The 24,394-nt window shown below is 63.7% G+C and carries 19 protein-coding genes; 11 read left to right on the plus strand and 8 right to left on the minus strand.

Going from position 1 to position 24,394, the window contains the following annotated elements:
* The first annotated feature begins 42 nt into the window (after nucleotides 1-42).
* The gene (locus tag KYK29_RS07740; protein ID WP_254690313.1) at nucleotides 43-765 is read left to right on the plus strand and encodes a transcriptional regulator NanR; all 723 of its coding nucleotides are present in this window, start codon (nucleotides 43-45) and stop codon (nucleotides 763-765) included.
* A 4-nt stretch (nucleotides 766-769) separates the two neighbouring features.
* Here KYK29_RS07740 and apnL read toward each other — a convergent pair whose 3' ends face one another.
* The 7 genes from apnL to KYK29_RS07775 all read right to left on the minus strand — a co-directional run bounded on the left by apnL (nucleotide 770) and on the right by KYK29_RS07775 (nucleotide 8,878).
* Complete coding sequence (gene apnL, locus KYK29_RS07745; RefSeq protein ID WP_254690314.1) at nucleotides 770-2,638, minus strand: D-apionate lactonase; 1,869 nt, start codon at nucleotides 2,636-2,638, stop codon at nucleotides 770-772.
* Nucleotides 2,635-3,669, minus strand: coding sequence for a Gfo/Idh/MocA family protein (locus KYK29_RS07750; protein ID WP_254690315.1), 1,035 nt, complete (start codon nucleotides 3,667-3,669; stop codon nucleotides 2,635-2,637). The genes apnL and KYK29_RS07750 overlap by 4 nt, the downstream gene beginning before the upstream one ends.
* 2 nt (nucleotides 3,670-3,671) lie before the next feature.
* Nucleotides 3,672-4,736, minus strand: a complete 1,065-nt coding sequence (locus KYK29_RS07755) for an ABC transporter permease (protein WP_254690316.1) — start codon at nucleotides 4,734-4,736, stop codon at nucleotides 3,672-3,674.
* Nucleotides 4,736-6,280, minus strand: a complete 1,545-nt coding sequence (locus KYK29_RS07760) for a sugar ABC transporter ATP-binding protein (RefSeq protein WP_254690856.1) — start codon at nucleotides 6,278-6,280, stop codon at nucleotides 4,736-4,738. The genes KYK29_RS07755 and KYK29_RS07760 overlap by 1 nt, the downstream gene beginning before the upstream one ends.
* The gene (locus KYK29_RS07765) at nucleotides 6,280-6,921 is read right to left on the minus strand and encodes a DUF2291 family protein (RefSeq protein ID WP_254690317.1); all 642 of its coding nucleotides are present in this window, start codon (nucleotides 6,919-6,921) and stop codon (nucleotides 6,280-6,282) included. Before KYK29_RS07765 ends, KYK29_RS07760 begins: the two co-directional genes overlap by 1 nt.
* Before the next feature lie 67 nt (nucleotides 6,922-6,988).
* A complete protein-coding gene (locus KYK29_RS07770) occupies nucleotides 6,989-7,930 on the minus strand; it encodes a D-ribose ABC transporter substrate-binding protein (protein WP_254690318.1) in 942 nt (313 codons plus the stop codon).
* Nucleotides 7,931-8,050: 120 nt separating this feature from the next.
* On the minus strand, nucleotides 8,051-8,878 hold the full coding sequence (locus KYK29_RS07775) for a phosphogluconate dehydrogenase C-terminal domain-containing protein (protein WP_254690319.1): 828 nt from the start codon (nucleotides 8,876-8,878) through the stop codon (nucleotides 8,051-8,053).
* A gap of 272 nt (nucleotides 8,879-9,150) precedes the next feature.
* Here KYK29_RS07775 and KYK29_RS07780 point away from each other — a divergent pair, with 272 nt between their 5' ends.
* A complete protein-coding gene (locus KYK29_RS07780; protein WP_254690320.1) occupies nucleotides 9,151-10,173 on the plus strand; it encodes an LLM class flavin-dependent oxidoreductase in 1,023 nt (340 codons plus the stop codon).
* A 132-nt stretch (nucleotides 10,174-10,305) separates the two neighbouring features.
* The gene (locus KYK29_RS07785; protein WP_254690321.1) at nucleotides 10,306-11,145 is read left to right on the plus strand and encodes an IclR family transcriptional regulator; all 840 of its coding nucleotides are present in this window, start codon (nucleotides 10,306-10,308) and stop codon (nucleotides 11,143-11,145) included.
* A 60-nt stretch (nucleotides 11,146-11,205) separates the two neighbouring features.
* Here the strand turns inward: KYK29_RS07785 and KYK29_RS07790 are convergent, their stop codons facing one another.
* Nucleotides 11,206-12,213: a LacI family DNA-binding transcriptional regulator gene (locus tag KYK29_RS07790; RefSeq protein WP_254690322.1), complete on the minus strand. Its 1,008-nt coding sequence runs from the start codon at nucleotides 12,211-12,213 to the stop codon at nucleotides 11,206-11,208.
* A gap of 164 nt (nucleotides 12,214-12,377) precedes the next feature.
* Between KYK29_RS07790 and KYK29_RS07795 the strand changes: the two genes are divergently transcribed.
* The 8 genes from KYK29_RS07795 (at nucleotide 12,378) to KYK29_RS07830 (ending at nucleotide 24,357) form a co-directional block, all read left to right on the plus strand.
* Nucleotides 12,378-13,643: an ABC transporter substrate-binding protein gene (locus KYK29_RS07795; protein WP_254690323.1), complete on the plus strand. Its 1,266-nt coding sequence runs from the start codon at nucleotides 12,378-12,380 to the stop codon at nucleotides 13,641-13,643.
* Between the two features lie 92 nt (nucleotides 13,644-13,735).
* On the plus strand, nucleotides 13,736-14,614 hold the full coding sequence (locus KYK29_RS07800) for a carbohydrate ABC transporter permease (protein ID WP_254690324.1): 879 nt from the start codon (nucleotides 13,736-13,738) through the stop codon (nucleotides 14,612-14,614).
* The gene (locus KYK29_RS07805) at nucleotides 14,611-15,435 is read left to right on the plus strand and encodes a carbohydrate ABC transporter permease (protein ID WP_254690325.1); all 825 of its coding nucleotides are present in this window, start codon (nucleotides 14,611-14,613) and stop codon (nucleotides 15,433-15,435) included. Before KYK29_RS07800 ends, KYK29_RS07805 begins: the two co-directional genes overlap by 4 nt.
* Before the next feature lie 77 nt (nucleotides 15,436-15,512).
* Nucleotides 15,513-16,607 carry an ABC transporter ATP-binding protein gene (locus KYK29_RS07810; RefSeq protein WP_254690326.1) on the plus strand — a complete coding sequence of 365 codons (1,095 nt, stop codon included), beginning with the start codon at nucleotides 15,513-15,515 and terminating at the stop codon, nucleotides 16,605-16,607.
* Complete coding sequence (locus KYK29_RS07815) at nucleotides 16,604-18,178, plus strand: FAD-dependent oxidoreductase (RefSeq protein ID WP_254690327.1); 1,575 nt, start codon at nucleotides 16,604-16,606, stop codon at nucleotides 18,176-18,178. Before KYK29_RS07810 ends, KYK29_RS07815 begins: the two co-directional genes overlap by 4 nt.
* Nucleotides 18,179-18,262: 84 nt before the next feature.
* Nucleotides 18,263-19,600 (plus strand): MATE family efflux transporter, encoded by a 1,338-nt coding sequence (locus KYK29_RS07820; RefSeq protein ID WP_254690328.1) that lies wholly within the window; start codon nucleotides 18,263-18,265, stop codon nucleotides 19,598-19,600.
* A gap of 50 nt (nucleotides 19,601-19,650) precedes the next feature.
* Nucleotides 19,651-22,659 (plus strand): aminotransferase class III-fold pyridoxal phosphate-dependent enzyme, encoded by a 3,009-nt coding sequence (locus KYK29_RS07825; RefSeq protein WP_437437234.1) that lies wholly within the window; start codon nucleotides 19,651-19,653, stop codon nucleotides 22,657-22,659.
* A 42-nt stretch (nucleotides 22,660-22,701) separates the two neighbouring features.
* On the plus strand, nucleotides 22,702-24,357 hold the full coding sequence (locus tag KYK29_RS07830; RefSeq protein ID WP_254690330.1) for a metallophosphoesterase family protein: 1,656 nt from the start codon (nucleotides 22,702-22,704) through the stop codon (nucleotides 24,355-24,357).
* Nucleotides 24,358-24,394: the final 37 nt, after the last annotated feature.

Genomic DNA, 24,394 nt, shown 5'->3' on the forward strand with positions numbered 1-24,394 from the left:
GCGCTTGATGCATACTCAGGGCCAATCGAATCCAGGTGACCCATGAATATCGTTTCCGAACCGATCGTCCGCAAGAAACTCTCCGACGAGGTCTTCGCGCGGCTGAAGCGGATGATCGAGACCGGCGAACTGAAGGCGGGCGACGAAATGCCTTCCGAGCGGGAGTTGATGGAGCGCTACGGTGTCGGCCGCCCGGCCATCCGCGAGGCGATGCAGGCGCTGGCCGGCAAGGGCCTTGTCGAAATATCGCAGGGCGAGCGCGCCAGGGTGCTGCGCATCACCGCCGAAACCATCATCCGGCAGGTCGACCTGCCCGCCAAGCTGATGCTGTCCGGCTCGTCGGACTCTCTCGAACATCTGAAGAGCGCCCGCATCTTCTTCGAGCGCGGCATGGTGCGCGAAGCGGCGGCAAAAGCCACGCCGGAGCAGATCGCGGAACTTCACGCCCTGCTCGACAAACAGAAACAAAGCCTCGGCGACGCGGACGCCTTCATCGAGGCGGATATGGAGTTCCATCAGTGCATCGCCCGGATTTCCGGGAACCCGATCTTCGCGGCGGTCAGCGGCGCGATGCTGGGATGGCTGAAGTTCTATCATACCGAACTCCTTATCTGGAGCGGCCGCGAGAATTTCACGCTCGTCGAACACGAGGAAATCATCCGCGCCATCGAGACGGGCGATGCCGATCTCGCCGAAAAAGCGATGATCAAGCATCTGGAGCGGTCACGCGCGCTTTACGCCCTCAAAGGCAAAGGGCGGAAATAGCGCCTCACGGAAGAATCTCGACACAACCGTAAGGCGGCAGAACGACCTGCCTCCCGGCCGGCAGTTCGGGCCGATCCGCCGCGATCTCCCAGATGGCGCGTGGCTGCCCCGCCAGCGCGACGCGCTGCCGTTCCCGCGTGATATTGGCGAGAAGCAGCCGATCGTCGAGGCCAAGACCGAGCACCGCATCCGGCCGCGAGGTCTCCACCGCCGTCACGGATGCGCCGGACAGCGCCCCAAGACGCGCAAGCACATGGGCGAGCGGGCGCGGCTCCCCTCCGGCCGCCGGCTCGCCCTTTCCGGCGACGAGCCCGAACGGGCCGGCAAGGGTCGAAAGCGTCAGGACCTCCAACCCCGCCGTCGCCACCGTCGCGGCATAGGCCAGCACCCAGGCCGCACCGAACGCGCCGTTGTGACGGGGATCGACATTGGCCATCGGGATGCGGGAACCCGCCGGATTTTCCTTCGTCGCGCTGCCATAGGGGTTTTGCCGCATGGCGATGGTCGACGGGCCGATGCGGTAAGGCTTGCCGCGATAGATCGCCCGGACCGAACCGACGACGAACCGCAGCGCCTCGAAGGTCTGCATGACGGAAAGATCGTCGGCCGCATGGACGATCGGATTGGTGCAATGGCTGACATAGTCAAGGAGATCGCCCGGCACGCGCTTGCGATTGAGTTCGGTGAAATAGCTCATCATGCCGCCGCCGAGCCGGATGCCGGGAAACGCCTTCCGCGCCGCCGCATAGACGTCCGGCAGCGGCGGGCAATCCGGCCATTGGCTGCCGGGCGGCGTCGATTGCCGGTCGACCGACGGGCAGACGAACAGCGTATCGAGACCGAGACCGGCTTGCCTGACAAACGCCGCGATCTCCGTCATCTCCTCGCCGAGCGGCCGCTTGCATGGTAGGGCGAATTCCAGCGTCACCTTCAGGCCCGATCGTTCGGCAATCTCCGCATACCCCTTCAGCGCCTCGACGCCATGGCCCGCGCCGGGATCGAAATGGGCGATCAGATGCCGCGCGCCGATCGTCTTGAGAACGCAGAGCGCCGTCCGCTCTTCCCCAAGGCATTCCGGTCGCAGACCGACACCGATTTCGGGGAAGCGGACCTCCGTCGGCGTCAGCCGCAGGGTGACGGCTTGCGCGCCATCCGGAGCCGCCGCGGCACCCTCCTCCGCCTCGATCCCGACGGAAACGCATTGGCGGAACCTTTCGCCTTTCGGCAGGATGTAGGGCCATGGCAGGGCGAGCGGCCGCACATAGGTCTTGTAGGACCCATCGGTCCAGTTGCGCTGGTCCTCCATCTCGAAGACGTCGCCCGCAAATTGCGTCACCGCCGCGATACCGGGCGCGACGCGATGGGTGATCGCAGCGATATCCTTGAACGGCTGCCAGGGCTCGATGCGCTCGGGCCAGCGGCTCTTTTCGACATGGCCGTCACTATGGCGGACCTCGACCGGCTCGCCGGCCACGCCGACGACCGGATGCAGCACGACGAAACCGGCGCGCGCGGTTTCGAAATCACCGTCGCTCACGCAATCGGCGGAAAGGACAATGCCGTCCGGACGGCCGGAAACGACGATATCGCATTCGAGGACGGCGCCGGACGGCGCCGTGAAACGGGCGCGGTAGGCGATGGAGAAACCGCTTTCCGTCTCATCGACCGTCAGGCCGCTGATTTCCGCGCCGCATGTGCCCCAGTCCTTGTCCCGGACGAGAAAGGAGACGGCGCGCAGCACTTCATGCCCGCGAAAACGCAAGCCCCGGAGATTACCGTCCTGAAATTCAGCCGCCAGATCACCGGTGAAGAGCGTCAGGCTTTCCGGCTCGCGCTCATATGTCCCGTAGAGGCGGAGCAGGTCGTCATTCATGCCAGCAGCTCCGCAAGGTCCACCGTTTCGCCGCGTCCGGCGCTGAGATAGGCGGCCTCGACGAGCGCAAAGGTCTTGAGATTGTCGCGGCCGGAGGTATCCGGCTCTTTCCCGGCCGCAAGCGTTTCGATCCAGTGCTTCTGGATGAGCGCCACGCTCTCCTGGATATTGTGCCATGGCCGCGAGGCCCAGGGCAAAAGGTTCGGCGCGACGACTTGCTCGCATGTGCCCGCCGGCCCGTGGACGACGAGGCGGTAATCCTTGCCGAGGCGCAATGTGCCCTTCTCGCCATCGATCTCGACGAAAGTCTCCGGGAACGGCTCCTCCGGCAACCGCGTCGCATAACTGACGTCGACGATCGAGGTGACGCCGCCTGCGTGGTCGAGCAGCATGGTCGCGACATCCTCGCCGGCGATCTGCGGATTGACGCGCCTTGTGCGCGCGGTCATCCGGTCGACGTCGCCGAACAGGAAACGGGCGATATCGAGGGCGTGGATGCCGAGATCCTCGATGATGAAGCGCTTGCCTCTGGCCAGATAGGGCTGGCCGGAGAAGACGTCGAAACCGGAACGGAACGACACCCGTCCCCAGAAGGGCGTTCCGATCGCGCCGCTGCCGAGGGCTTCCTTCACCGCAAGGATCGGCGTCTGCCAGCGGAAATTCTCGTGGATCATCAGGGGAACGCCGGCCTTGTCGGCGGCATCGACCATGGCCCGTGCGTCGTCGAGCGTCGGCGCGAACGGCTTCTGGCAGATCGCCGGCACCCTGTGCCGGGCGGCAAGCTCCACGAGTGCCCGATGGCTGCCGACCGTCGTGGCGATATCGACGAAATCGAAGCCGCCGTCGGCGAACATCTCTTCCGGCGACGGATACCGCCGGGTCACGCCGAACTGATCGCCCACGATCTTCAGCCGTTCGGGATCGCGGTCGCAGACCGCCACGATCTCCACCTCCGGCAGGTCCCGCCAGCCGTGCATCTGGTTGACGGCGAAAAAGCCGCAGCCGATCAGTGCGCCCTTGACTTTCGCCATCCTCAGTCCGCCTTCGCCATCTGCATGAGGGTAACACGCTGCTGGAGGCGGCGCTGCGCCTGGTCGACCACGACCGCCACGATGATCACCAGCCCCTTGATCACCATCTGCCAGAAGGAACTGACCCCCATCATCACCAGCCCGTCGGAAAGAATACCGATCACGAAGGCGCCGACGATCGTGCCGCCGATCGTGCCGCGCCCGCCCGACATGGATGTCCCCCCGAGAACGGCGGCCGCAATGGCGTTCAGTTCGAGGTTGGTGCCGGTCGCCGGATGCGACGCCATCAGTTCCGAGGAGACGATGAGGCCGACGATCGCCGCGCAGAAGCCGGAAAACATATAGACGAACATCTTCACGCGGTTGACGCGGATACCCGACATGCGGGAAGCGCTTTCATTGCCGCCGACGGCGAAGATATGCCGGCCGAGCGGCACGAAGCGGGCGAAATAGGCGGCCGCCAGCGCCACGGCGATCAGGATCCATACGGAGACCGGCAGCCCGATGATCGTGCCGGAGCCGAGATAGGCGAAGCCCTGATTGCCGAGATCCTCGCGGCCGGTAAGATTGGGCAGCGTCTGGCCGTCGGAATAGAGCAGCGCCATGCCGCGCGCCACATAGAGCGTGCCGAGCGTCGCGATGAAGGGCGCGACGTTGAGACGGGTGATAAGCAGGCCGTTGACCGCGCCGATGAGGATGCCGGCCGCCGCGACGATGATCACGACCTCGAAGACGTTGAAATAGACGGTATAGCCGAGCGGCAATGCCACGCCATGCATGATCAGCCCGCCCGCGATCATGCCGCAGAGCCCGACGATGGAACCGACCGACAGGTCGATGCCGCCGGTGATGATGACGAAAGTCATGCCGATCGCGAGAAAGGCGTTCTGCGTGGCGTGTTTCGACATCAGGATCATGTTCGCGGTCGAAAGGAAGTTCGGCGCGAAGATCGAGAAGAAGATGATCACCGCGAAGAGCGCGATGAAGGTCCTGAGCTTCATCAGCGTGAGCAGGGCCGACCCTCCGGAGAGGTTATCGGCGGCGGCAGTTTGCGTTGCTGTCGTCATCACGCATGCATCCTTTTGGGTTTATGTCCTTCCGCGGAAGCCGCGACGATCATTTCCTCGGTCGCATCCTGGCGGTCGACCAGCCTTACGAGCCGGCCGTTGCTCATCACCGCGATACGGTCGGAAAGCGCCATGACCTCTTCGAGATCGGAGGTTGAGAATAGGATCGCCAGCCCCTCGCCGGCCAGCCGCCGCATGGTGCGGAACACGTCCGCCTTGGCGCCGACATCGATGCCGCGGCTCGGCTCGTCCATCAGGAGCACCTTCGGCCCGGTCATCAGCGCCTTGCCGATCACCACTTTCTGCTGATTGCCGCCGGACATCGACGTAACCTCGAATTCCGGGTTCTTCGCCTTGATCGACAAGCTGCGGATCGCATCCATGATCGCCCGTTTCTCAAGCTTGAGATCGATATGGAAACCAGCCTTCAGGAACTGGCCGAGGCTGGCCATCGAAAGGTTGTCGGCGATCGACATGGATTGCACGAGGCCTTCGCGCTGGCGATCCTCCGGGATCAGCGCCAACCCTTCACGAATACGGCGGGTCGTGTCGCGCCCCTTCAGTTCCTTGCCGTCGATGAAGATCTTCCCGGTCGCATGTTCGTGACGTCCCATGACGCATTCGAAGAATTCGGACCGCCCTGCTCCCATCAGGCCGTAGATACCGAGGATTTCCCCCTTGCGCACGCCAAGGGAGACATTATCGACGGCGTAACCGCCCTGGGCGCGCGGCAGGCAGATCTCTTCCGTGCGGAAGACTTCCTCTCCCGGAAGATGATCCACCGGCTTGGCGAAATCCTTGGCGTCCGAACCGATCATCGAGCGGACGATCCAGCGCGTGTCGATGTCCCTCACCTTCGCGTGCCCGGTGATCTGGCCGTCTTTCAGCACCGTGATGTAGTCGCCGATCCGCATCAGTTCCTCCAGCCGGTGCGAAATATAGACGATGGCCACGCCCTGCGCCTTGAGGTCGGCGATCACGCGGAAGAGCACGTCGACCTCAGCGGCGCTCAGCGCCGAAGTGGGCTCGTCCATGATGAGGATGCGGGTGTCGAGCGACACCGCACGGGCGATCTCGACGAGCTGCTGCTGGCCGATCGGCAGGTCCTCGGCGAGCGTATCGGCGGAAATGCCGGCTTCGAGACGGTTCAAGAACACATTCGCCCGGTCGACCTGCGCCTGATGATCGATGCCGCGCAGCCCACGGGTGATTTCGCGGGTCGCGAAGATGTTTTCGGCAACGGAGAGATTGCCGAAAAGGTTGAGTTCCTGAAAGACGATGCCGATGCCGTGACGCACCGCGTCGGCGGGATTGTCGAACTGGATGCGCTTGCCGTCCATCCAAATCTCGCCAAGCGTGGGACGTTCCACACCGGCGATGATCCGCATCATCGTCGACTTGCCCGCACCGTTCTCGCCGACAAGCACGTTGACCGCACCGCGCCGCAGCTTGAGGTTCGCCTTCTTCAGCGCGACGATGCCGGAATAGGCTTTCGTGATGTCCTTCAGTTCGAGAATGACGTCGCCGTCATCGATATCGGTCATCATGAGCCCCCGATGGTGATCGTCGCGGGCACGAACTGCGGCAGCTGTCCCCCGGCCGGCAGCGGATAGGCGCCGGTGGCCTTGATCGACCTGCCGGTCAGCCCCTCGCGCGGCAGCTTTTCGAGCAGCGCGCCGTTCACATGGGTGTTGAACGACTTGCCGTATTGCGCCCATTCGATCTGATTCTTGAATTCATTGAAGTTCACGAAATCCAGGCTGTCGCGGATCGCCGTGCCGCGGATCGCCGGCCCGATCGAAACGCGCACATCCGCCTTGCTGTCACCGTCGACGTCCACGTCGACATAGGCCGCTCGCGATTTCGTTTCCGCAGCGACGATCGTACCGTCGATCCGGGCGGCGAAGGTCCAGGGCGCATTGCCCTGCTTTTCCTTGTGGCCGTATTTCGCGCCGGCCGCATCGGGATCGCCGGCCGCCAGCGCCGCGACATCCTCGAAGGGACCTGCGCGCTCCTCCAGATAGGGAACGACCTTCGTGTCCCAGATTTCGGCGACCAGCCTCTCGGGATTGAAGGCGCCCGCCGCCGCCCGCTTCTGTTCGTCCTCGGTCCTGACGAATTTGCAGCCGCCAAGCGCGAGAGCCCCGGCAAGCATGATGGCGCATGCGGCACTGAACCCAGCCATTCCCATTCTCCGTCGTAAACAGCGGTCGCGCGGCGGGTCTTCGCCCGCCGCGCCCGATCCCGGGGGATTATTCAGAAAGCGCGAAGGTCTCGAGCTTGTCCGCGTTGTCGGCGGTGATGAGCACGCAGTCCATGAGCTGCTTTTCCTCGGCCGGCGCCTTGCCGGTCGTGATGTAGTCATGCGCCTGCTGGATGGCGAGTTGGGCCTGGGCATAGGCCGGCTGCAACACCGTCGCCTTGATGCCGCCGGACTTGATCGAGTCGCGGACGTCGTTCGAACCGTCGAAGCCGACGACGATGACGTCGTTGCGGCCCGCCGCCTGAAGCGCCGCGATGGCGCCCATGGCCATGGTGTCGTTGCCGGCGATCACGCCCTGGATATCCGGATTGGCCTGAAGGATCGTCTCCATCTTGGAATAGCCCTCGGTCTGGCTCCAGTTGGCCGATTGCTGGGCGACCATCTTCAGGTCCGGATATTCGTCGATGACGTCGTGATAGCCTTTGGAGCGGATGCCGGCGTTGAGGTCGGCCTCACGGCCGAGCAATTCGACATAATTGCCCTTCTCGCCCATCAACTGGACAAATTCTTCCGCGCCGAGCTGCGCGCCCTGATAGTTGTTGGAAACGATCTGGGAAACGGCGACGCCGGTGGCGTTGATCTCGCGGTCGATCAGGAACGAGGGAACGCCGGCGTCCTTCGCCTTCTGCACGGCGGCGATCGACGCCTCGGAGCCGGCATTGTCGAGGATGATCGCCTTGGCGCCGCGGCCGATGGCCGTATCGATGAGCTGGGACTGCTTGTTGGCGTCGTCGTCATGCACCAGGATCAGCGTCTCATAGCCGAGTTCGCGGGCCTTGGCGTCGGCGCCGACGGCTTCAGCCTTGAAGAACGGATTGTCGTGGCTGGGCGTGATGATCGCGATGAGATCGGCGGCGAAGGCCGGCATGGCGACACTTGCGGCCATCATGGCGGCAAAGCCGACGACGGTCATTCTGCGGGTAATCTTCATGTTTTCCTCCCGGTTAGGCATTGGGCCGACCGGCCATTCCCTCCCTGGAAACGGCCGCCCCATGCATTTCAGTCAAAACGGCGCACGAGACGCCGCGCAGCGGACTGGCCGCCGATTCGATCAGGTGATGCGGCGGATGCTGGCCGCGATTTCCTCCGGCTCGAAGACCCGCTTCCAGTCATCCTTCATCAAGGCGGGCTTGCCGAATTCGATTGCCTTGTTGCAGGCATCGGAGAACACGCCCGGCGTTTCCTCGAAGATCACCGCGCCGAGAACGTTCATATGGCCGAGCAGGAAGTCACGGGCCGCCTCCTTCGGCACGCCGCGCCGCACGCATTCGTCCATGGCCTCGCGCATGACGACGAGAAGCGAAGCGCAGACCGTTTCGGAAAGGCCCGGCTCGAGCATCGCCATCTGCTCGACGGTGACGCGGTGCGAGCGCATGACCGGAGCCCAGATCACTTTGGCGATCTCCTCGCCCAGCGCATAGGCGCTCTCCGGCCCCTGCATCAGCGCCGAAACGATATGCTGCCGGGCGGCGACGCCGCCGAAGAAATCACGCTTGGCCGCCGGATCCGTCTCATCGTTGAAGATCGGGGGATGGCAGGGATGCGTAACGAAATAGGTGAGGTCCGCGCGCTCGGGCAGGTGCCCGGCAAAGGGCGCCGCGGCATCGAGCGCGACGACCATCGTGCCGGGCTTCAGCTTGTCGGAGATGCCGGCCGCCACCTTGCCGATCGCCGTATCGGGAACCGCCAGAATGACGACATCCGCACCATCGAGGCCTTCATCGGCCGAGACGCAGGCGATGCCCAGATCATCGGCAAGCCGCGCCCGGCCCGCCGCCCCCACCTCGACATGGCGGACGTCGAAACGCGATCCCATGAGATTCTTGGCAAGCCGGTAGCCCATCTTGCCACCGGCGCCGAACAGCGCGATCGACGTCATCGAATATCTCCCACATGAAACGGTCACCGGCGATCCGGATGGCCTGAGTTTTCCTTGCCCGCTCCGGCACGCCTATATTTCTCAACTGGTATGACATGTCAATAACCACCTCAGAAAATATGTGATGCCGAACCGACGATACCGCCACGCCTGACGGTCATGCGCGCTTGGTGAACGCAGTGTTTGCAATTGGCGGCTTTTCAAACCTGCCGCTTCGACCCATCTTGCAGGCAGTTCAAAAACCACACGCGTAATCTCGAGGCAGGACCTTCATGAAGAAAATCGGCTTTCTCTCCTTCGGCCACTGGAGCGCCACGCCCCAGTCGCAGACCCGTTCGGCCAGCGATACGCTTCTCCAGTCGATCGACCTTGCCGTCGCGGCCGAAGAACTCGGCGCCGACGGGGCCTATTTCCGTGTCCACCACTTCGCCCGCCAGCTTGCCTCGCCCTTTCCACTGCTCGCCGCCATCGGCGCGAGGACGAAAAGGATCGAGATCGGCACCGGCGTCATCGATATGCGCTACGAGAACCCGTTCTACATGGCGGAAGACGCGGGCGCGGCCGATCTGATCGCCGGCGGCCGGCTGCAACTCGGCATCAGCCGGGGCTCGCCCGAGCAGGTCATCGATGGCTGGCGTTATTTCGGCTTCCAGCCGCAGGCCGGGATGAGCGACGCCGACATGGGGCGGCAGCACGCCGAGGTCTTCCTCGATCTCCTGAAAGGCGAAGGTTTTGCCGAGCCCAATCCACGCCCGATGTTTCCCAATCCGCCGGGCCTCCTGCGGCTCGAGCCGCATTCCGAAGGCCTGCGCAGCCGCATCTGGTGGGGCGCGGGCTCCGACGCCACCGCCCAATGGGCGGCGAAACTCGGCATGAACCTGCAAAGCTCGACGTTGAAAAACGACGAAACGGGCGAGCCCTTCCATGTCCAGCAAGCCGCACAGATCCGCGCTTATCGCGAAGCCTGGAAGGCTGCCGGCCACAGCCATACGCCACGCGTCTCGGTCAGCCGCAGCATTTTCGCGCTCGTCGACGATCGCGACCGTGCCTATTTCGGCCACGGCGGCAAGGAGGAGGACTCGGTCGGCTATATCGACGCCCAGACACGCGCCATCTTCGGCCGGTCCTACGCCGCCGAGCCGGATGAACTCGTCCGGCAGCTTGCCGGCGACGAGGCGATTGCCGAAGCCGACACCCTGCTTCTGACCGTGCCGAACCAGCTCGGCGTGGACTATAACGCCCATGTCATCGAGGCGATCCTCAAATATGTCGCGCCGGAACTCGGCTGGCGCTGACCGACCGGCGCATGACACGGCCCCGTCGTCTTGCGCCGGCCCGGGATGCCGGCGGGGAGACGGGGGCGGCCCGCGCGGTGGAAGCGGGCTTGCCCGCCTTTCGGGACCGGGCTACAGGGGGAGGAATATTCAATGCCGCCCCAGGGCGTCGAAACGATCGCCAAGGTGAGAAGCGTGTCTTCCGACGAGACGAAGCGTGTTGACAGCGCCGATCCGCTGATGGTCCGATCGGTGGAAAAGGCCTTTCGTGTCCTCGAAGCCTTCGATGGCACCAACCGGACCTTCAGCCTGGCGCAGATCTGCGCCAGCGTCGGCCTCGACAAGAGCGCGGCGCAGCGTTTCACGCATACGCTCAACAAGCTCGGCTACCTGCACAAGGATCCGGTGACCAAGCGTTTCGAGCTCAGCCTGCGAAGCCTCGAGATGGCGCGCCATTTCATCACCGCCAACCCGATCGTCAACCAGGCCATGCCCTATCTCCTCCATCTCAGCCGCGAGACGGAAGAAACGGTAAACCTCACCCTGCCCGACGGTCCGGAGATCGTTTTCGCAGCCCGCTTCATGAGCCGGCACATGCTGAACACCGACGTCGTCGTGGGCACCCGCATGCCGGCCTTCTGCACGGCGCCAGGCAAGGCCATTCTGTCCTGCCTGCCGGGTGAGGAAGCGCTGTCCCTTCTCCGGCGTTCGCCATTGCAGGCTTTCACACCGCAGACGATCCATACGGTCGACGAACTTCTCCTGCAACTGGAGACCGCCCGTGAAGCGGGGTATGCGACCGCATGGGGTGAGTTCTTCCCCGGCGACCTCTCCGTCGCCGCCGCCGTTCTCGATGGCAACGGCCGCCCCGTCGCCGCCGTCAATATCGGCGTCGCCAGCGCACGCTACACGCCGGAAAAGGCCGAGGACGTCTTCGCCCCCCTTGTCACCGCCGCTGCCCGCTCGATTTCACAAGCCGCCTCCAACTTCTAGGGAAGAGCCGGCAAAAAGAGAGGCCCGCACGTGTCGCCGTTCTTTGGCAGCATGCGGCCCTCATGCCGTCTGGCCTTCCCGCAAGACGAAGCCGATATCGATGATCGTTTGCTCCGCAGGCCTGGACTTCTGCTCAAGCAGTTTCTCGGCAGCGATCTTTCCGATACGGAAACGATCCGAATAGATCGTGGAAAGAGCATGTGGCAGGGCTTCGCCGATCTCAAGACCGTTGAAGCCGAAGAGAGCCAGATCATCTCGCACGGCAAGGCCGGCGGCCACGCAGTGCAGGTATCCGCCAACCGCCATGTCGTCGTTCGAGAAGACCACCACGTCGAGTTCCCGGCCCTGCTCTAGCAGTGACGCCAGCGACTGCCGTCCCTTCTGGATGGAACTGGGCCCTTCGGAGTAATGCTCGGCGACGATGCCCAGGCCATGGTCCGCCAGCGCAGCCCTCAATCCGTCGTATCTCAACCGTGACCGGCGGTCCGCGCGCCAGTCGTGTCCGACATAGCCGAACTTGCGGTAGCCTTTGGCAATGAGGTGACGGCCAATCTCCAGACCCGCTTTCGGATGGGAAAGTCCGACAGCCACGTCGATGGGCGTCTCGTCGATCTCCATCAGTTCGGCAATCCGCACCTTGTGATTGTCGAGCATGCGCCGTGTCGCGTCCGTATGATCGAAGCCGGTCAGGATGAGCGCCTCGGGATTCCATGCGAGCAGCGAAGCGACAATCTCCTGCTCGATCCGGGGATCGTATTCGGTCACACCGACAAGCGCCTGATAGCCACTCGCCGCAAGCGCGACATTGATGCCCCTGAGCACATCCGGAAACACGATATTCGTGAGCGAGGGAATCAGAACGCCGATCAGCTTCGAGCTTGACGAGGCGAGAGCGCCGGCGGCCCGGTTCGGCACGTAACCGAGCTGCTGCACCGCATCGAGCACCCGCTGGCGGGTGGCCTGCGCGATCGGCCCCTCTCCCCTGACAACGCGGGAAGCCGTTATCGGGCTTACGCCGGCCAGGCGCGCGACATCGGCGAGCCTTGGGACACTTCGTTTTATTTCCACCCCGTCACCCCCGAATGATAGCGCTAACATTTTCTGCTTGCGTCACTGTCCGGCCTATGCTTACAATCCAATGGTAGCGCAACCATCGGACTGGGATTATCCCATGAATCAGGATCGCGCGTCTACGCTCCGTGAAGGCTTTTGGCAATAATAAGGGGAACGCCGTGAAGAACTTCAATCCAAAGATGCGGCAATCGATGATTGCATTGTCTGCGCTGCTCGCAACGACGACTTTAGCGCCGGCAGCCTCCGCCGCCGATGTCAGCATCTTTCTCTGGCAGTACGACGAGCCGGGAATTTCGACCTGGTGGCGCAACAGCGTCGCCGCCTATGAGGCGGAGACCGGCAACAGGATGGTCGTGAGGAACACCACCGGCGCCCAGTACTATCAGCAGCTCGTGATCGAGATGGCGAGCGGTGACGCCGCCGACGTCATCGGCGTCAACACCTCCAATCTGCATGAGCTTGTCTCCGCCGGCAAGCTGAAGCCGCTGGACGATCTGCTTTCCGATCCCGCCGTCAAGGCGCGCATCCAGTCCGGCGGCTGGGACGCCCTGACGGTCGACGGCAAGATCTACGCCGTTCCGATCGCCGGCCGCACCCTCGAGATGATCTACAACGCCTGTTATTTCGAAGAGGCCGGCATCTCCGGTCCGCCGACCACGCCGGAAGAGTATCTGGCGGCGGCCCGCAAGCTGACCAAGCGCGACGAATCCGGAAACATCACGCGCTACGGCACCAGCATGATGAACGCGAGCGAGGATCCGACCTATGAGATGCTCCTCATGTGGACGATCGCGCATGGCGGCCGTTTCGCCGATGCCGACGGGCAGTTCGCGCTGACCTCCGAGCCGGTCGAAAAGGCGCTCACCTTCATGAAGACCATCTATGACGAGGGTCTCGCGCCGCGCGGCATGAGCGAAACCGACCAGCGTTCGCTTTTCGCAACCGGCAAGACGGCAATGACCATCGACGGCCAATGGCAGTTTCCCTTCGTCGAGCAGAACAATCCCGACCATTACGACTGCTACAAGTCCGCAAGTCGTCCGTGGGATGGCGTGGCGACCGGCGGCGTCACCGTTGCCCTCGCCCTGAACGCGGATGCAAAGGAACCCGAAGCCGCCCAGGCCTTCCTCGAACTCATCACGCGGCCGGAAATCCAGAGCACCTTTGCGGATCACTCGCCTTTCGTGCCTTTCGGCGTGGATGCGGTTTCCCAGGAACAGATCGCGTCGCGGCCCTATCTCGAGCCCTGGCTGAAGAGCATCGGAACCGCGATCCCCATCACCGTTCCCGGCCATGAAAACCAGTTCAATACGATATGGCCGATCGTGGTCAACGGCGTGGTGGCATCGCTCCAGGACGGGGTGGAGCCGAAGGATGCGCTTGCTGAAGTCCAGGACGAACTCGAGGGCTGCTGCGGAAAATGAACATGGTGCCGAGAAGCATCCCCCTGGACGCCCGGCATGAAGCTCGACCTAAACCGGCGCTCGTCCGGTTTAGGGAGCTTTTTTCCGATGGAATGGGTTTTCCCGCTCTCATGGTGGCGCCCGCCTTGCTGACGCTTGCGGTCGTCATCGGCTTTCCCATCGTGAAAGGCCTGATCCTGAGCTTTCAGATGATCAAGCTCACCAGCCCGGCAACGGGTGGCGACTTCACCTTGTATAATTACGTGAAGATGTTTTCCGACAAGAACGTCCTGGCATCCGTCTGGCGTTCCTGTGTTTACATGTCGGGGTCCGTTCTCGGCGCCACCTTCGTCGGCCTGATCGCCGCGCTGCTGACGCGCAGGGCATTCATGGGGCGGTCCCTGTTCCGGACCTTCTTCATTCTGCCCTGGGCCATTCCCGCCGTCGCCACGACACTCGTCTGGGGTGTCATGTATGACGCCAATTTCGGCGTGATGAACCGTATCGTGCAGCTTCTGCCCGGCATCAATTCCAACATCGAATGGCTGATCGACCGCGATTATGTGCTGGGTTCCCTCATCGCCGTGCAGATCTGGGGGGATTTTCCCGTCGCCTATCTCTTCCTTCTGGCCGGGCTTCAGGCCATCCCGGAAGAACTTTACGAAGCCGCCAATGTCGATGGCGCCAACGGCTGGCAGCAGTTCTGGCACATCACGGCGCCGCAACTGCGCTACATCGTGACCGTGACCATTATTCTGCTGGGGATCCTGAGCTTCCGCTCCTTCGCCGTCATTCATATCCTGACGGGCGGAGGCCCCAATCGGCGGACAGAGACCCTGGTGATACAGACCTACAACGCCGCCTTCCGTTCGTTCGACTTCAGTTACGGCGCGGCGCTCGGAATTCTGTCACTGATCTTCTCGGTCGTCATCGTCGCTCTTTACATTCGCCTCACGCTGGGCCGGGAAATGCGCGGGGCGGCGGCGACATGAGAAACCTCACTCTATCGAAGGCGGTCCATCGCCTGATCCTCGTCGCGACGACGATCTGCATTCTCTTCCCCATCTACTGGATGCTCGTTCTTGCATTCACCAAGTTGGGGATGAGCCGAAGCGTGGAGGGTTTCTACCCGGCCAGCCTGACCTTCAACAACTTCACGCAGCTCTTCACCGAAAGGCCGATGCTGCGCTGGCTGCTGAACAGCGCTCTCGTCGCCAGTATTTCCTCCGCGTTGTCGCTGCTGATCGGCACCTCGGCCGGCTATGCGCTGAGCCGGCTCCATTTCCGGGGGGCCGGGCTGATCATGATCCTGATCCTCGTCACCCAGATGATGCCGCCGACAGCAATCGTCGTGCCGATCTACGACCTGTTCCGACAGCTCGGCATGCTGAACACCATTCAGGGCGTAACGCTTGGTCACATCTCGCTGGTCATTCCGCTCGCCGTCTGGATGACCAAGGGGTATTTCGACAGTATTCCGCTCGATCTGGAAAATGCCGCCCGCATCGACGGGTGCACGCGTCTGGCTGCATTCTGGCATGTGGCCCTGCCGCTCGCCTCGCCCGGACTGATCGTCGTGTTCATCTACGGCTTCGTCACGAGCTGGCACGAATTCCTGTTCGCAAGGACGCTCGTCTCGCAACAGGAATTGTGGACCGGCGCGGTCGGGCTCGGCTCGTTCCGCGGCGAGTTCTTCACCCTTTTCGAACCGCAGATGGCCGCATCCGTCGTCTTCAGCGTGCCCGTGGTTCTGGTCTTCATGTTCCTGCAAAGGCGGTTGATCTCGGGCGGACTGGCGGGCGGCGTGCGCTAGGGCGCGAAAGCCTCGTGGAAACAATGAAAACTGCTTGCAGCGCATCCACCACGCGCCTGCACAATCGGGATTGAAACATGGCCGAAGTGAATATCAGCAACGTGCGGAAAGCCTACGGCAGCCTCGAGATCATGCATGGCATCGATATCGACGTGGCCGCGGGCGAGTTCGTCGTCCTCGTCGGACCCTCCGGCTGCGGAAAGTCGACGCTATTGCGGATGATCGCGGGTCTGGAGGACATTTCCTCAGGCACCATCAGCATTGCGGGAAGGGTCGTCAACGACCTCCAGCCCCGTGACCGGGATATCGCGATGGTGTTCCAGAACTACGCGCTTTATCCCCATATGACCGTCGCGGAGAACATGAGCTTTTCCCTGCGGCTGCAACGGCTCGGACAGGAACAGATCCGCGAGAGGGTGGCGCGGGCCGCCGATATCCTGGACCTGTCACAGCTTCTGGAGCGTTATCCGAGGCAGCTTTCGGGCGGCCAGCGACAACGGGTCGCCATGGGCCGCGCGATCGTCCGCAATCCGCAGGTCTTCCTGTTCGACGAACCGCTGAGCAATCTCGACGCGGAGTTGCGCGTCAGCATGCGGGCACAGATCAAGGAGCTTCATCAAAGGCTCGGAACGACCATGATCTATGTCACCCACGACCAGATCGAGGCCATGACCATGGCCGACAAGATCGTCGTGATGCGCGGCGGACGTATCGAGCAGATGGGTTGCCCGCTCGATCTCTACGACAACCCGGCAAACCGCTTCGTTGCCGGCTTTCTCGGCTCGCCCGCCATGAATTTCCTTGCTGGCAGTGTCGACGGGGATGGCTTCACCTCGAAGTCCGGCGTGAAAGTTGCGCTCCCCGCAAACTATGGAGCGATGCAAGGCCGGCAGGTCCTGCTGGGGGTCCGTCCCGAGCATATCGAGATCGTCAGCAAGGATCGGCCGGACGCCATCGTCGCCAATGTCGCGCTGATCGAACCGACCGGACTCGACACGCTCGTCGTCGCCCGCGCCGGGCAGGAGGAAGTGACGGTTTCCTATCGGGGACGCATGGATGTCCGCGTTGGAGAGACGGTGGGCCTTCTGCGCGATCCCGGCCATCTCCATCTTTTCGACCAATCCACTCTCGCCCGGATACAGCCGGCGGATCAGCAAAAGAGCATGGCATGAGACAGCAATTGGCAGAGATCGACGGCCGGAGCTTCCAGGTCGTCATCGTCGGCGGCGGCATCAGCGGCGCGAGCGCGGCCCAATATCTGGCGACCGCCGGATACGATGTCCTGCTCGTCGAGAAGGACGATTACGCATCCGCGGCCACGAGCCGTTCCGGCCGCCTGCTGCACTGCGGCCTGCGCTATCTCGCGCCGACCTATTCCGTCTGGGAGTTCATCAAGGAGCCGAAGAAGGTCATCGCCGCCATGAGCGCCGCGTGGCGCTCGATCCGTTCCAGCACGCAATTCCTGGCAACCACGCCGGAACAGGCGCGCCCGATGACGGTGCACTCCGTCGTCTACAAAAACTCTCCCTATGCCGGCTGGCAGGTCGACATCGGGGCGCGGCTGCTGCAATTCCTGAACCTGAACCGACAGTCGCTCGGCTATCGCCGCAGCCGGCCCGGTTCCGCCGACACACCCCGGTTCATCGACTGGCTGCGCGACAAGAACGATGCCGCAAGCGTCGTCAGCATCAAGGATCATCAGTTCGACTGGCCCGAGCGCATCTGCGTGGACGCGGTGATCGAGGCGCGCCGGAAAGGCGCCACGGTCCGTAACTACACACGCGCCACGAAACTAGCCCGCACGCAGGACGGTCGCTGGGATGTGACGCTGGAGGACGCCCTCCACGGCAATGCGACGGCCAAGGTCGGCTGCGACGTTATCCTCAACATGGCGGGCGCATGGATCGATCAGGTCAACCGCACCGTCGATGGCGCAACGCCGGCGCCGCGCAAGGTGCTGGCCGTCAAGGGCGTCCATATCCTCGTTCAGCTGCCGCCGGAATGCCGCGGCCAGGGCATCATGGGGGCCACGCGCTCCAAGGAGGGCCAGGCCTGTATTCCGTGGGGAGACCTGCATTATATCGGCCCGACCGAGACCCTTTACGATGGCGATCTCGACGATGTCCGGCCTCTGGAGGAAGACATCGCCTCGATCATCGACGAGATCAACTACATGATGCCGGGGATCGCGATCTCCCGCAGCGACGTCAAGCAGGCGTGGGCAGGCGTTCGGCCCATCACCTATGATCCCGCGTTCCCGAAAGGAAACCGGATGGCCTTCAGCCGGATGTACGACCTGACGGACGAGGGCATGCCCAATGTGTTCACCCTCACCTGGGCGGCGATCATGTTCCATCGCTCCGCATCGGCGGAAATCCTGAAAGCGGTCAGGAAACGCATCGCACCGGCAGGGCCTGCCCGGCCACTGTCGTTTCGCGCCAGGAAATTTTCGCGAACACCGGTGCCGCAGCCGATCGTCGACAGCTACCCGTTGATCGGCATTGCCGACCTCATCGAATCGGCACGGGAAGAACAGCCGATGTCCCTCTATGATCTGCTTTTCCGAAGGCTGCCGCTCGGCTGGTTCACGCATATACCGCCGGAAGCGGTGGAGCGCGCGGCAAAGGCCGCCGCCGGGCCACTCGAATGGACCGAGGAACGCACCGCGCGGGAAATCGAGCGCTATCATGAACTGGTCGCCCGCTATCATTGCGACGACGGCCGCACGCCCTGGCATATCTAGCGCAAGTCCGGACATAGAACCGATTTCCGCTTTCACCGGAATTGCGCTGGACACACCAGAGGCCCTCACAGCCGGATCAGATGATTGACGCCGACCGCCGCCAACCAGCCCATCGCCTTCAGCATCGGCCATCGCACGGTGCTGGCGCTGGCTATTCCGATGATGATCACCCATCTGTCGACACCGCTCGTCGGCCTGGTGGCGACAGCGGTTATCGGCAGGCTGGGCGACAGCGCGCTCATCGCCGGGGTTGCGCTGGCCTCGGTCATCTTCGACGTCGTCTTCGTATCCTGCAACTTCCTGCGTTTCGCCACGACCGGCTTCACGGCGCAGGCCGTCGGGGCCAACGACAGACGCGGCGAGTATCAGGACCTTTCCGGCGCGATCTGCCTGGCGCTGGCGATGGGCGTGATGCTCGTCGCATCGCAGGCCCTCATCCTCGCGGGCGGGATGGCCGCCCTCTCGGTCGACGAGGCTCTGCGTCCCGTCGTCCGGGAGTATTTTTTCTGGCGCATCTGGTCCGCTCCGTTCGTGCTGTTCAACTATGTCCTGTTCGGCTGGCTGCTCGGCCGCGGTAGCGTCCTCATGGCGCTTGCCTTGCAGACGTTCCTGAACGGCGTCTGCATAGGCCTCAGCATCTATCTGGTGCTTTATCTCGATCTCGGGGTTGCCGGCGCGGCGATGGCCAGTCTCTTCGCCGAATTTGCAACCTTCGCCGTTGGCCTGCTGGTGATGGCCCGCACTATCGACCGGGAGGCGTGGAAACAACGCAACATACAAAGCGGATGGAACTGGCGACGCCTGCTGCGGGTCAATCTCGATCTCATGGTCCGTTCTATCGCACTTCTTGTCGGCGTTTCACTTTTCACGCGCCAGAGCGCAACCCTCGGGGTCGATATTCTGGCTGCCAATACGATCCTGCTCAGGCTCTATTTCGTCAGCGTCGCGATCCTCGACGGTTTTGCCACAGCAGCCGAGCAGCTGGCAGGCCGGGCCGTTGGCGCGCGCTATCGCCCGGCCTTCGACTTCGCCATTCGCGCCACCACCCGATGGGGGCTCGGATTTGCGGTTGCGCTCTGCCTTGGCCTTCTTTTCGCCGGCCCTGTCCTGATCGACATGATGGCGCCGACAGCCGCCGTGCGCGACATTGCCGATCGTTTCCTGCCCTGGGCGGCCATCCTGCCCGTCGCAGCCGTCACGGCTTTCCAGCTCGACGGCGTTTTCGTCGGCGCCACCTGGTCGCGCGAGATGCGCAACATGATGCTTCTCTCTCTTGCGGTCTTCGTTGCCGCCTTCACGATCCTGCAACCACCCTTCGGAAACCACGGTCTCTGGATCGCCATGGTGATCTTCCAGCTTGCCCGTTGCGCAGGGTTCGGCCTGCTGCTGCCGAGGCTCGCCGCGCGAACGTTTCCCCGCTAGCTTTTTGCTGGTAACGGAGAGGCAGGAAAACGGTTATACGGGAGATGACGATGGCGGATCAGCAGCTGGCGAAGATCGAAGCCCTCTTGCGCGACAGTTACGGCGTGGGGGGCGCACTTGCGCCGCTGCCCGGAGAGCACGACCTGAATTTCCGCGTGAACGCCGGAGACGGCAGGCAGTACCTGCTGAAGCTTCATGCGCCCGGCGACGCGGCGGAACTGGACATGCAGATCGCCGTGCTGGAGCACCTGCGCCGGACGGCCCCCGATCTTCCGGTATCGCGCATGTTTGCGGCACGGTCCGGCAAGGCGGCCGTCACCGTCGATATTCACGGCCCCCGTACCGCACGCCTGCTCGACTGGCTGCCCGGCGACGTCTGGGCCAAGGCGAAGATCCGCAATCGCGCAAGCTCCGAAACGCTCGGCCGCCTGCTCGGCGAACTGGGCCGGCATCTGGAGCGCTTCGATCACGGCGGCGCGGAGCGCATCTATGACTGGGACATCGGCCGCGCCGAAAGGCACATCGCCCATGTGGACATGATCGACGATCCGGAAAAGCGTGACGCGGTACGCGCTGTCCTGCACCGTTTCACGACCGACACGCTGCCGCGCCTCGCCGGTTGCCCGCGCCAGATCATCCATAACGACGCCAACGACTACAACGTGCTGCTCGACGCCAACGGCAATGTCAGCGGACTTCTCGACTTCGGCGACATGGTGAAGACCTACCGGGTGGTCGAGATCGCCGTTGCAGCGGCTTATGCGCTCATCGGCGAAAATGACGGCGTCGATACGATTGCCGCGATCGCCGGAGCCTATCACGCGGTCAACCCGATCAGCGAGACGGAAGCCGGGCTGCTGTTCGATCTCGTGCGCACCCGCTATGCGGTCAGCATCTGCATGGCCGCAAAGCAGATCCGCGCCAATCCGGAAAACACCTATCTTCTGGTAAGCCAGGAGGACATTTGGCGCGAACTGCGGCGGCTGGACCGGGAAAACCGGGCTATCGCGGTCGCACGCATCCGCGATGCCTGCGGCTTTTCACCGATCCCCGGTGCGGCGGCGGTCATGCGCTGGCTGGAACGCAACGCCCATGATTTTTCGCCCGTCGTCCGCCCCCGGACCGCAAAGCCGAAAGTGACCGCGCTCGACTTCTCGCAAGCCAATGCCGACGAATGGGCCGGCCTCGACACGCCCGCCTTCGAGGCGCGCATTTTCGACCGCATCGCCCGGGACGGTTCGGATTTCGCCATCGGCCTCTACGGCGAGGACCGGGTCATCTACAAGGGCGACGCCTTCGAGACGGTGACGGAGGGCGAACGCAGGACCACCCATCTCGGCATCGATATCTTCGCGCCGGCCGGCGAACCGGTCCATGCGCCCTTTGCCGGCAAGATCGCCTTCATTCACGATGATGCGGTGGACTACGGTTTCGGGCCGACGGTGCTCATCGAGCACAGCACGGACGACGGAACCGTTTTCTGGACGCTTTACGGGCATCTCGCCCGCGCCGGCGTGGAAAAGCTCTCCATCGGCCAGCCGATCGCCAAAGGCGAGGCTTTCGCGGCCTTCGGCGCGGCGGCGGAGAACGGCAACTGGGCCGCGCACCTGCACTTCCAGATCGTCACCGACCATCTCGGCCTTGGGGGCCGCATGCACGGCGTCGGCGTGCGCGACCAGTGGCAGGTCTGGCGCGCGGTGAGCCCCGATCCCAGCGTCGTGCTCGGCCTGCCGGTCCCCGCCGCGGTGCGTGTCGCGCGCGACAAGGCGTTTCTCATGCGCGAGCGGCATCGCCACATCGGCCGGTCGCTCTCCACCGCCTATGGGTCGGCCCCGCTGAAGATCGTCGGCGGCGAGGGAGCGCATCTCATCGACGAGACCGGCACGCGCTGGCTCGACATGGTCAACAACGTCTGCCATATCGGCCATTGCCACCCCCGCGTGGTGAAGGCGGCGCAGGCGCAGACGGCAAGGCTCAACACCAATTCGCGCTATCTCCACGATTCGCTGGTGGAATACGCCCACCGGCTGACGGCGCAGTTTCCCGACCCGCTCAACGTCTGCTTCTTCGTCAATTCCGGCAGCGAGGCCAACGATCTGGCGATCCGGCTGGCGCGCGCCTATACCGGCAACCGCGACATCATCACCGTCGACCATGCCTATCACGGGCACCTTTCGAGCATGATCGACGTCAGCCCCTACAAATTCGCCGGCAAGGGCGGCGAGGGCCAGCCCGCCCACGTCCAGGTCGCCGAGATGCCCGACCTTTATCGCGGCCGCTTCCGCTATGGCGACGCGGACGCGGGCCGCAAATATGCACAGAGCGTGAAGGACAGGATCGACGCACTGGCCGCAGAAGGGCGCAGGCCCGCGCTGTTCTTCAGCGAAGGCATCCTCGGCACCGGCGGCCAGCTCACGCTGCCGGAAAACTACCTGAAGGAAGCCTTCGCCCATGTGCGCGCGGCCGGCGGGCTCTGCCTTGCAGACGAGGTGCAGGTCGGCTTCGGCCGCGTCGGCCGTCACATGTGGGCGCATGAGACGCAGGGCGTCGTGCCGGACATCGTCACCATGGGCAAGCCGATCGGCAACGGCCATCCGATGGCCGCCGTCGTCACCACCGAGGCGATCGCAGCCGCCTTCGCCAACGGCATGGAGTATTTCAACACCTTCGGCGGCAATCCGGTCTCCGCGGAAATCGGCCTCGCCGTGCTGGATGTCATCCGCGACGAGCGGCTGATGCACCATTGCCTTGTGATCGGCGACCGGCTGATGGATGGCGCGCGGGAACTGGCCCGACGCCATTCGCTCATCGGCGACGTGCGCGGTTATGGTCTTTTCAACGGTATCGAACTGGTGCGCGACCGCGAGACGCTGGAACCGGCGGCACGCGAACTCGATCTCGTCATCACCGGGATGAAGGAGCGGCACCATATCCTGCTCAGCAGCGAGGGTCCGCATCATAACGTCCTGAAGATCAAGCCGCCGGCCCCCTTCAGCGCCGGGGACTGCGATCGCTTCCTGAATGCCCTGGACGACGTGCTCGGACGCATCGCGGATTAGCAGGAGCCCGGCCAACTGCCTGAACGAGAAAGGAAGAACGGAATGCAGCAGCGTTTCGCCGTCGTTGCCGATCCCCATGTCCACGATATTCGCGGCGACTACCGTCTCGGCCGGATCGGGGCGGATCGCCTGCCGGCAAGGCTGGAACTGCGCACGCTCGCCGACAGCGCCCGCTCCACCCGGCTCTTCAACGAAAGCGGGCACGCCTTCCGCGCCGCCCTCGACGACATCGCCGCGCGCGGCATCCGCCACGTCATCGTGGTGGGCGACTATTCCGACGACGGGCAGGAAGCCAGCGTCACCGCAGCCCTCGCGCTGATGCGATCCTACGGGGAACGGTTCGGGATGCGCTTTTACGCCACCGTCGGCAATCACGATGTTTACGGCGATACCGGCCGCAGCCTCGACCGCCGGTTCCTGCTGGCGAACGGCAACCATTTCACCGTCTCCGGATCGAAATCCGACGATGGCGAGCGGACGATCTTCAATCCGGCCATGCGCTGCCGGTCCTATGCGCAGGGCCTGCCGTCCGCCCTGGGTTTCTTCCGCGACGGGCATGAACTGCATTGGGAAACGCCGTTCGGCCCGTCCGACGCGCTCGCCGACCGTCAATACACCGTTGCCTCACCGGACGGACGGCGACACCGGCGCTTCATCGATGCGTCCTATCTGGTGGAGCCCTCCCCCGGCGTCTGGCTGCTCTCCATAGACGGCAACGTCTTCGTTCCCCGCAACGGCGACGGTTTCCGGCGGCCGGAAGACGCTTTCGACGACAGTACGGACGCCGGCTATAATGCGCTGGTCCGCCACCGTCCCTATCTCATCGACTGGATCGCCGATATCGTGCGGCGGGCGGACGAGCAGGGAAAACGGCTCGTCGCCTTCACCCATTATCCCGCCGTCGATCCATTCGACGACACCCACGGCGACGAGGAACGCCTGCTTGGCCGCACGGTCTTCGTGCGCCGCACACCGCTTGCGGCAACCGCCGCCGTTCTGGCGCAGACGGGCCTTCGGCTGCATTTCAGCGGCCATCTCCATATCGATAATGTGACGACAGAAGACGGCCTGACAAATGTCGCCGTGCCCTCGACCGCGGGCTATCCCGGCGGCTATCGCATCCTCACGCTCCATGCTGACGGAGCGGAACTGGAAACCGTCCGCCTTGCGAGCCATCCCCTCGATCCCGCCATCCTTTCGGCCTATCGGACGGAAGCGGATCAAACGGACATCGACGCCGGCGGCCTGCTGGAGGCGGCCGATTATGAAGCCTTCATCCACGCCCATCTGCGCGGCGTCATCCGTCACCGTTTTTTCGCGACAGAATGGCCGGAAGCCTTGCAGCGGGAAATCGGCCGGCTGACGCTTGCCGACCTCATCCGGCAGGCAGACAGCGTCGCGACCCTCCCGTCGGAAGCCCTCGCCCCGCTGGAGCATCTGCCGGCGATGTATCTCGTCGAGGCGACCTATGTCGCCCGCCACAATGGCGCATGGCGCTACGAGATTTCCCCCGCTGAGCGCGGGCTTCTGGAAAGCCTTCTCCCGGCCGGCCGGGGAGAGGGCCCGGGACTTGCGGCAACGATCCTGCGCAATTTCCGCCGGCACTTCGACAAGCCGGATTTCCGGCGCATCGCCTTTTCGCGCGACTGGACGCCCGTCTGCGAGGACGGACGCCATTTCCGCAGGAAAATCGCCTAGAGCCGAATGGGGAAACGTGCGGAGCGGTTTTCCGTCC

The sequence above is a fragment of the Shinella daejeonensis genome, from assembly GCF_024281235.1.
GTDB classification, from domain to species: domain Bacteria; phylum Pseudomonadota; class Alphaproteobacteria; order Rhizobiales; family Rhizobiaceae; genus Shinella; species Shinella daejeonensis.

Coding starts and splice junctions, on each gene's coding strand:
- apnL (WP_254690314.1), bottom strand. CDS start 2,638: ATGAATGACGACCTGCTCCGCCTCTACGGGACATATGAGCGCGAGCCG.
- KYK29_RS07750 (WP_254690315.1), bottom strand. CDS start 3,669: ATGGCGAAAGTCAAGGGCGCACTGATCGGCTGCGGCTTTTTCGCCGTC.
- KYK29_RS07815 (WP_254690327.1), top strand. CDS start 16,604: ATGAGACAGCAATTGGCAGAGATCGACGGCCGGAGCTTCCAGGTCGTC.
- KYK29_RS07800 (WP_254690324.1), top strand. CDS start 13,736: ATGGGTTTTCCCGCTCTCATGGTGGCGCCCGCCTTGCTGACGCTTGCG.
- KYK29_RS07770 (WP_254690318.1), bottom strand. CDS start 7,930: ATGAAGATTACCCGCAGAATGACCGTCGTCGGCTTTGCCGCCATGATG.
- KYK29_RS07765 (WP_254690317.1), bottom strand. CDS start 6,921: ATGGCTGGGTTCAGTGCCGCATGCGCCATCATGCTTGCCGGGGCTCTC.
- KYK29_RS07825 (WP_437437234.1), top strand. CDS start 19,651: ATGGCGGATCAGCAGCTGGCGAAGATCGAAGCCCTCTTGCGCGACAGT.
- KYK29_RS07785 (WP_254690321.1), top strand. CDS start 10,306: ATGCCGCCCCAGGGCGTCGAAACGATCGCCAAGGTGAGAAGCGTGTCT.
- KYK29_RS07830 (WP_254690330.1), top strand. CDS start 22,702: ATGCAGCAGCGTTTCGCCGTCGTTGCCGATCCCCATGTCCACGATATT.
- KYK29_RS07805 (WP_254690325.1), top strand. CDS start 14,611: ATGAGAAACCTCACTCTATCGAAGGCGGTCCATCGCCTGATCCTCGTC.
- KYK29_RS07760 (WP_254690856.1), bottom strand. CDS start 6,280: ATGACCGATATCGATGACGGCGACGTCATTCTCGAACTGAAGGACATC.
- KYK29_RS07740 (WP_254690313.1), top strand. CDS start 43: ATGAATATCGTTTCCGAACCGATCGTCCGCAAGAAACTCTCCGACGAG.
- KYK29_RS07810 (WP_254690326.1), top strand. CDS start 15,513: ATGGCCGAAGTGAATATCAGCAACGTGCGGAAAGCCTACGGCAGCCTC.
- KYK29_RS07775 (WP_254690319.1), bottom strand. CDS start 8,878: ATGACGTCGATCGCGCTGTTCGGCGCCGGTGGCAAGATGGGCTACCGG.
- KYK29_RS07780 (WP_254690320.1), top strand. CDS start 9,151: ATGAAGAAAATCGGCTTTCTCTCCTTCGGCCACTGGAGCGCCACGCCC.
- KYK29_RS07755 (WP_254690316.1), bottom strand. CDS start 4,736: ATGACGACAGCAACGCAAACTGCCGCCGCCGATAACCTCTCCGGAGGG.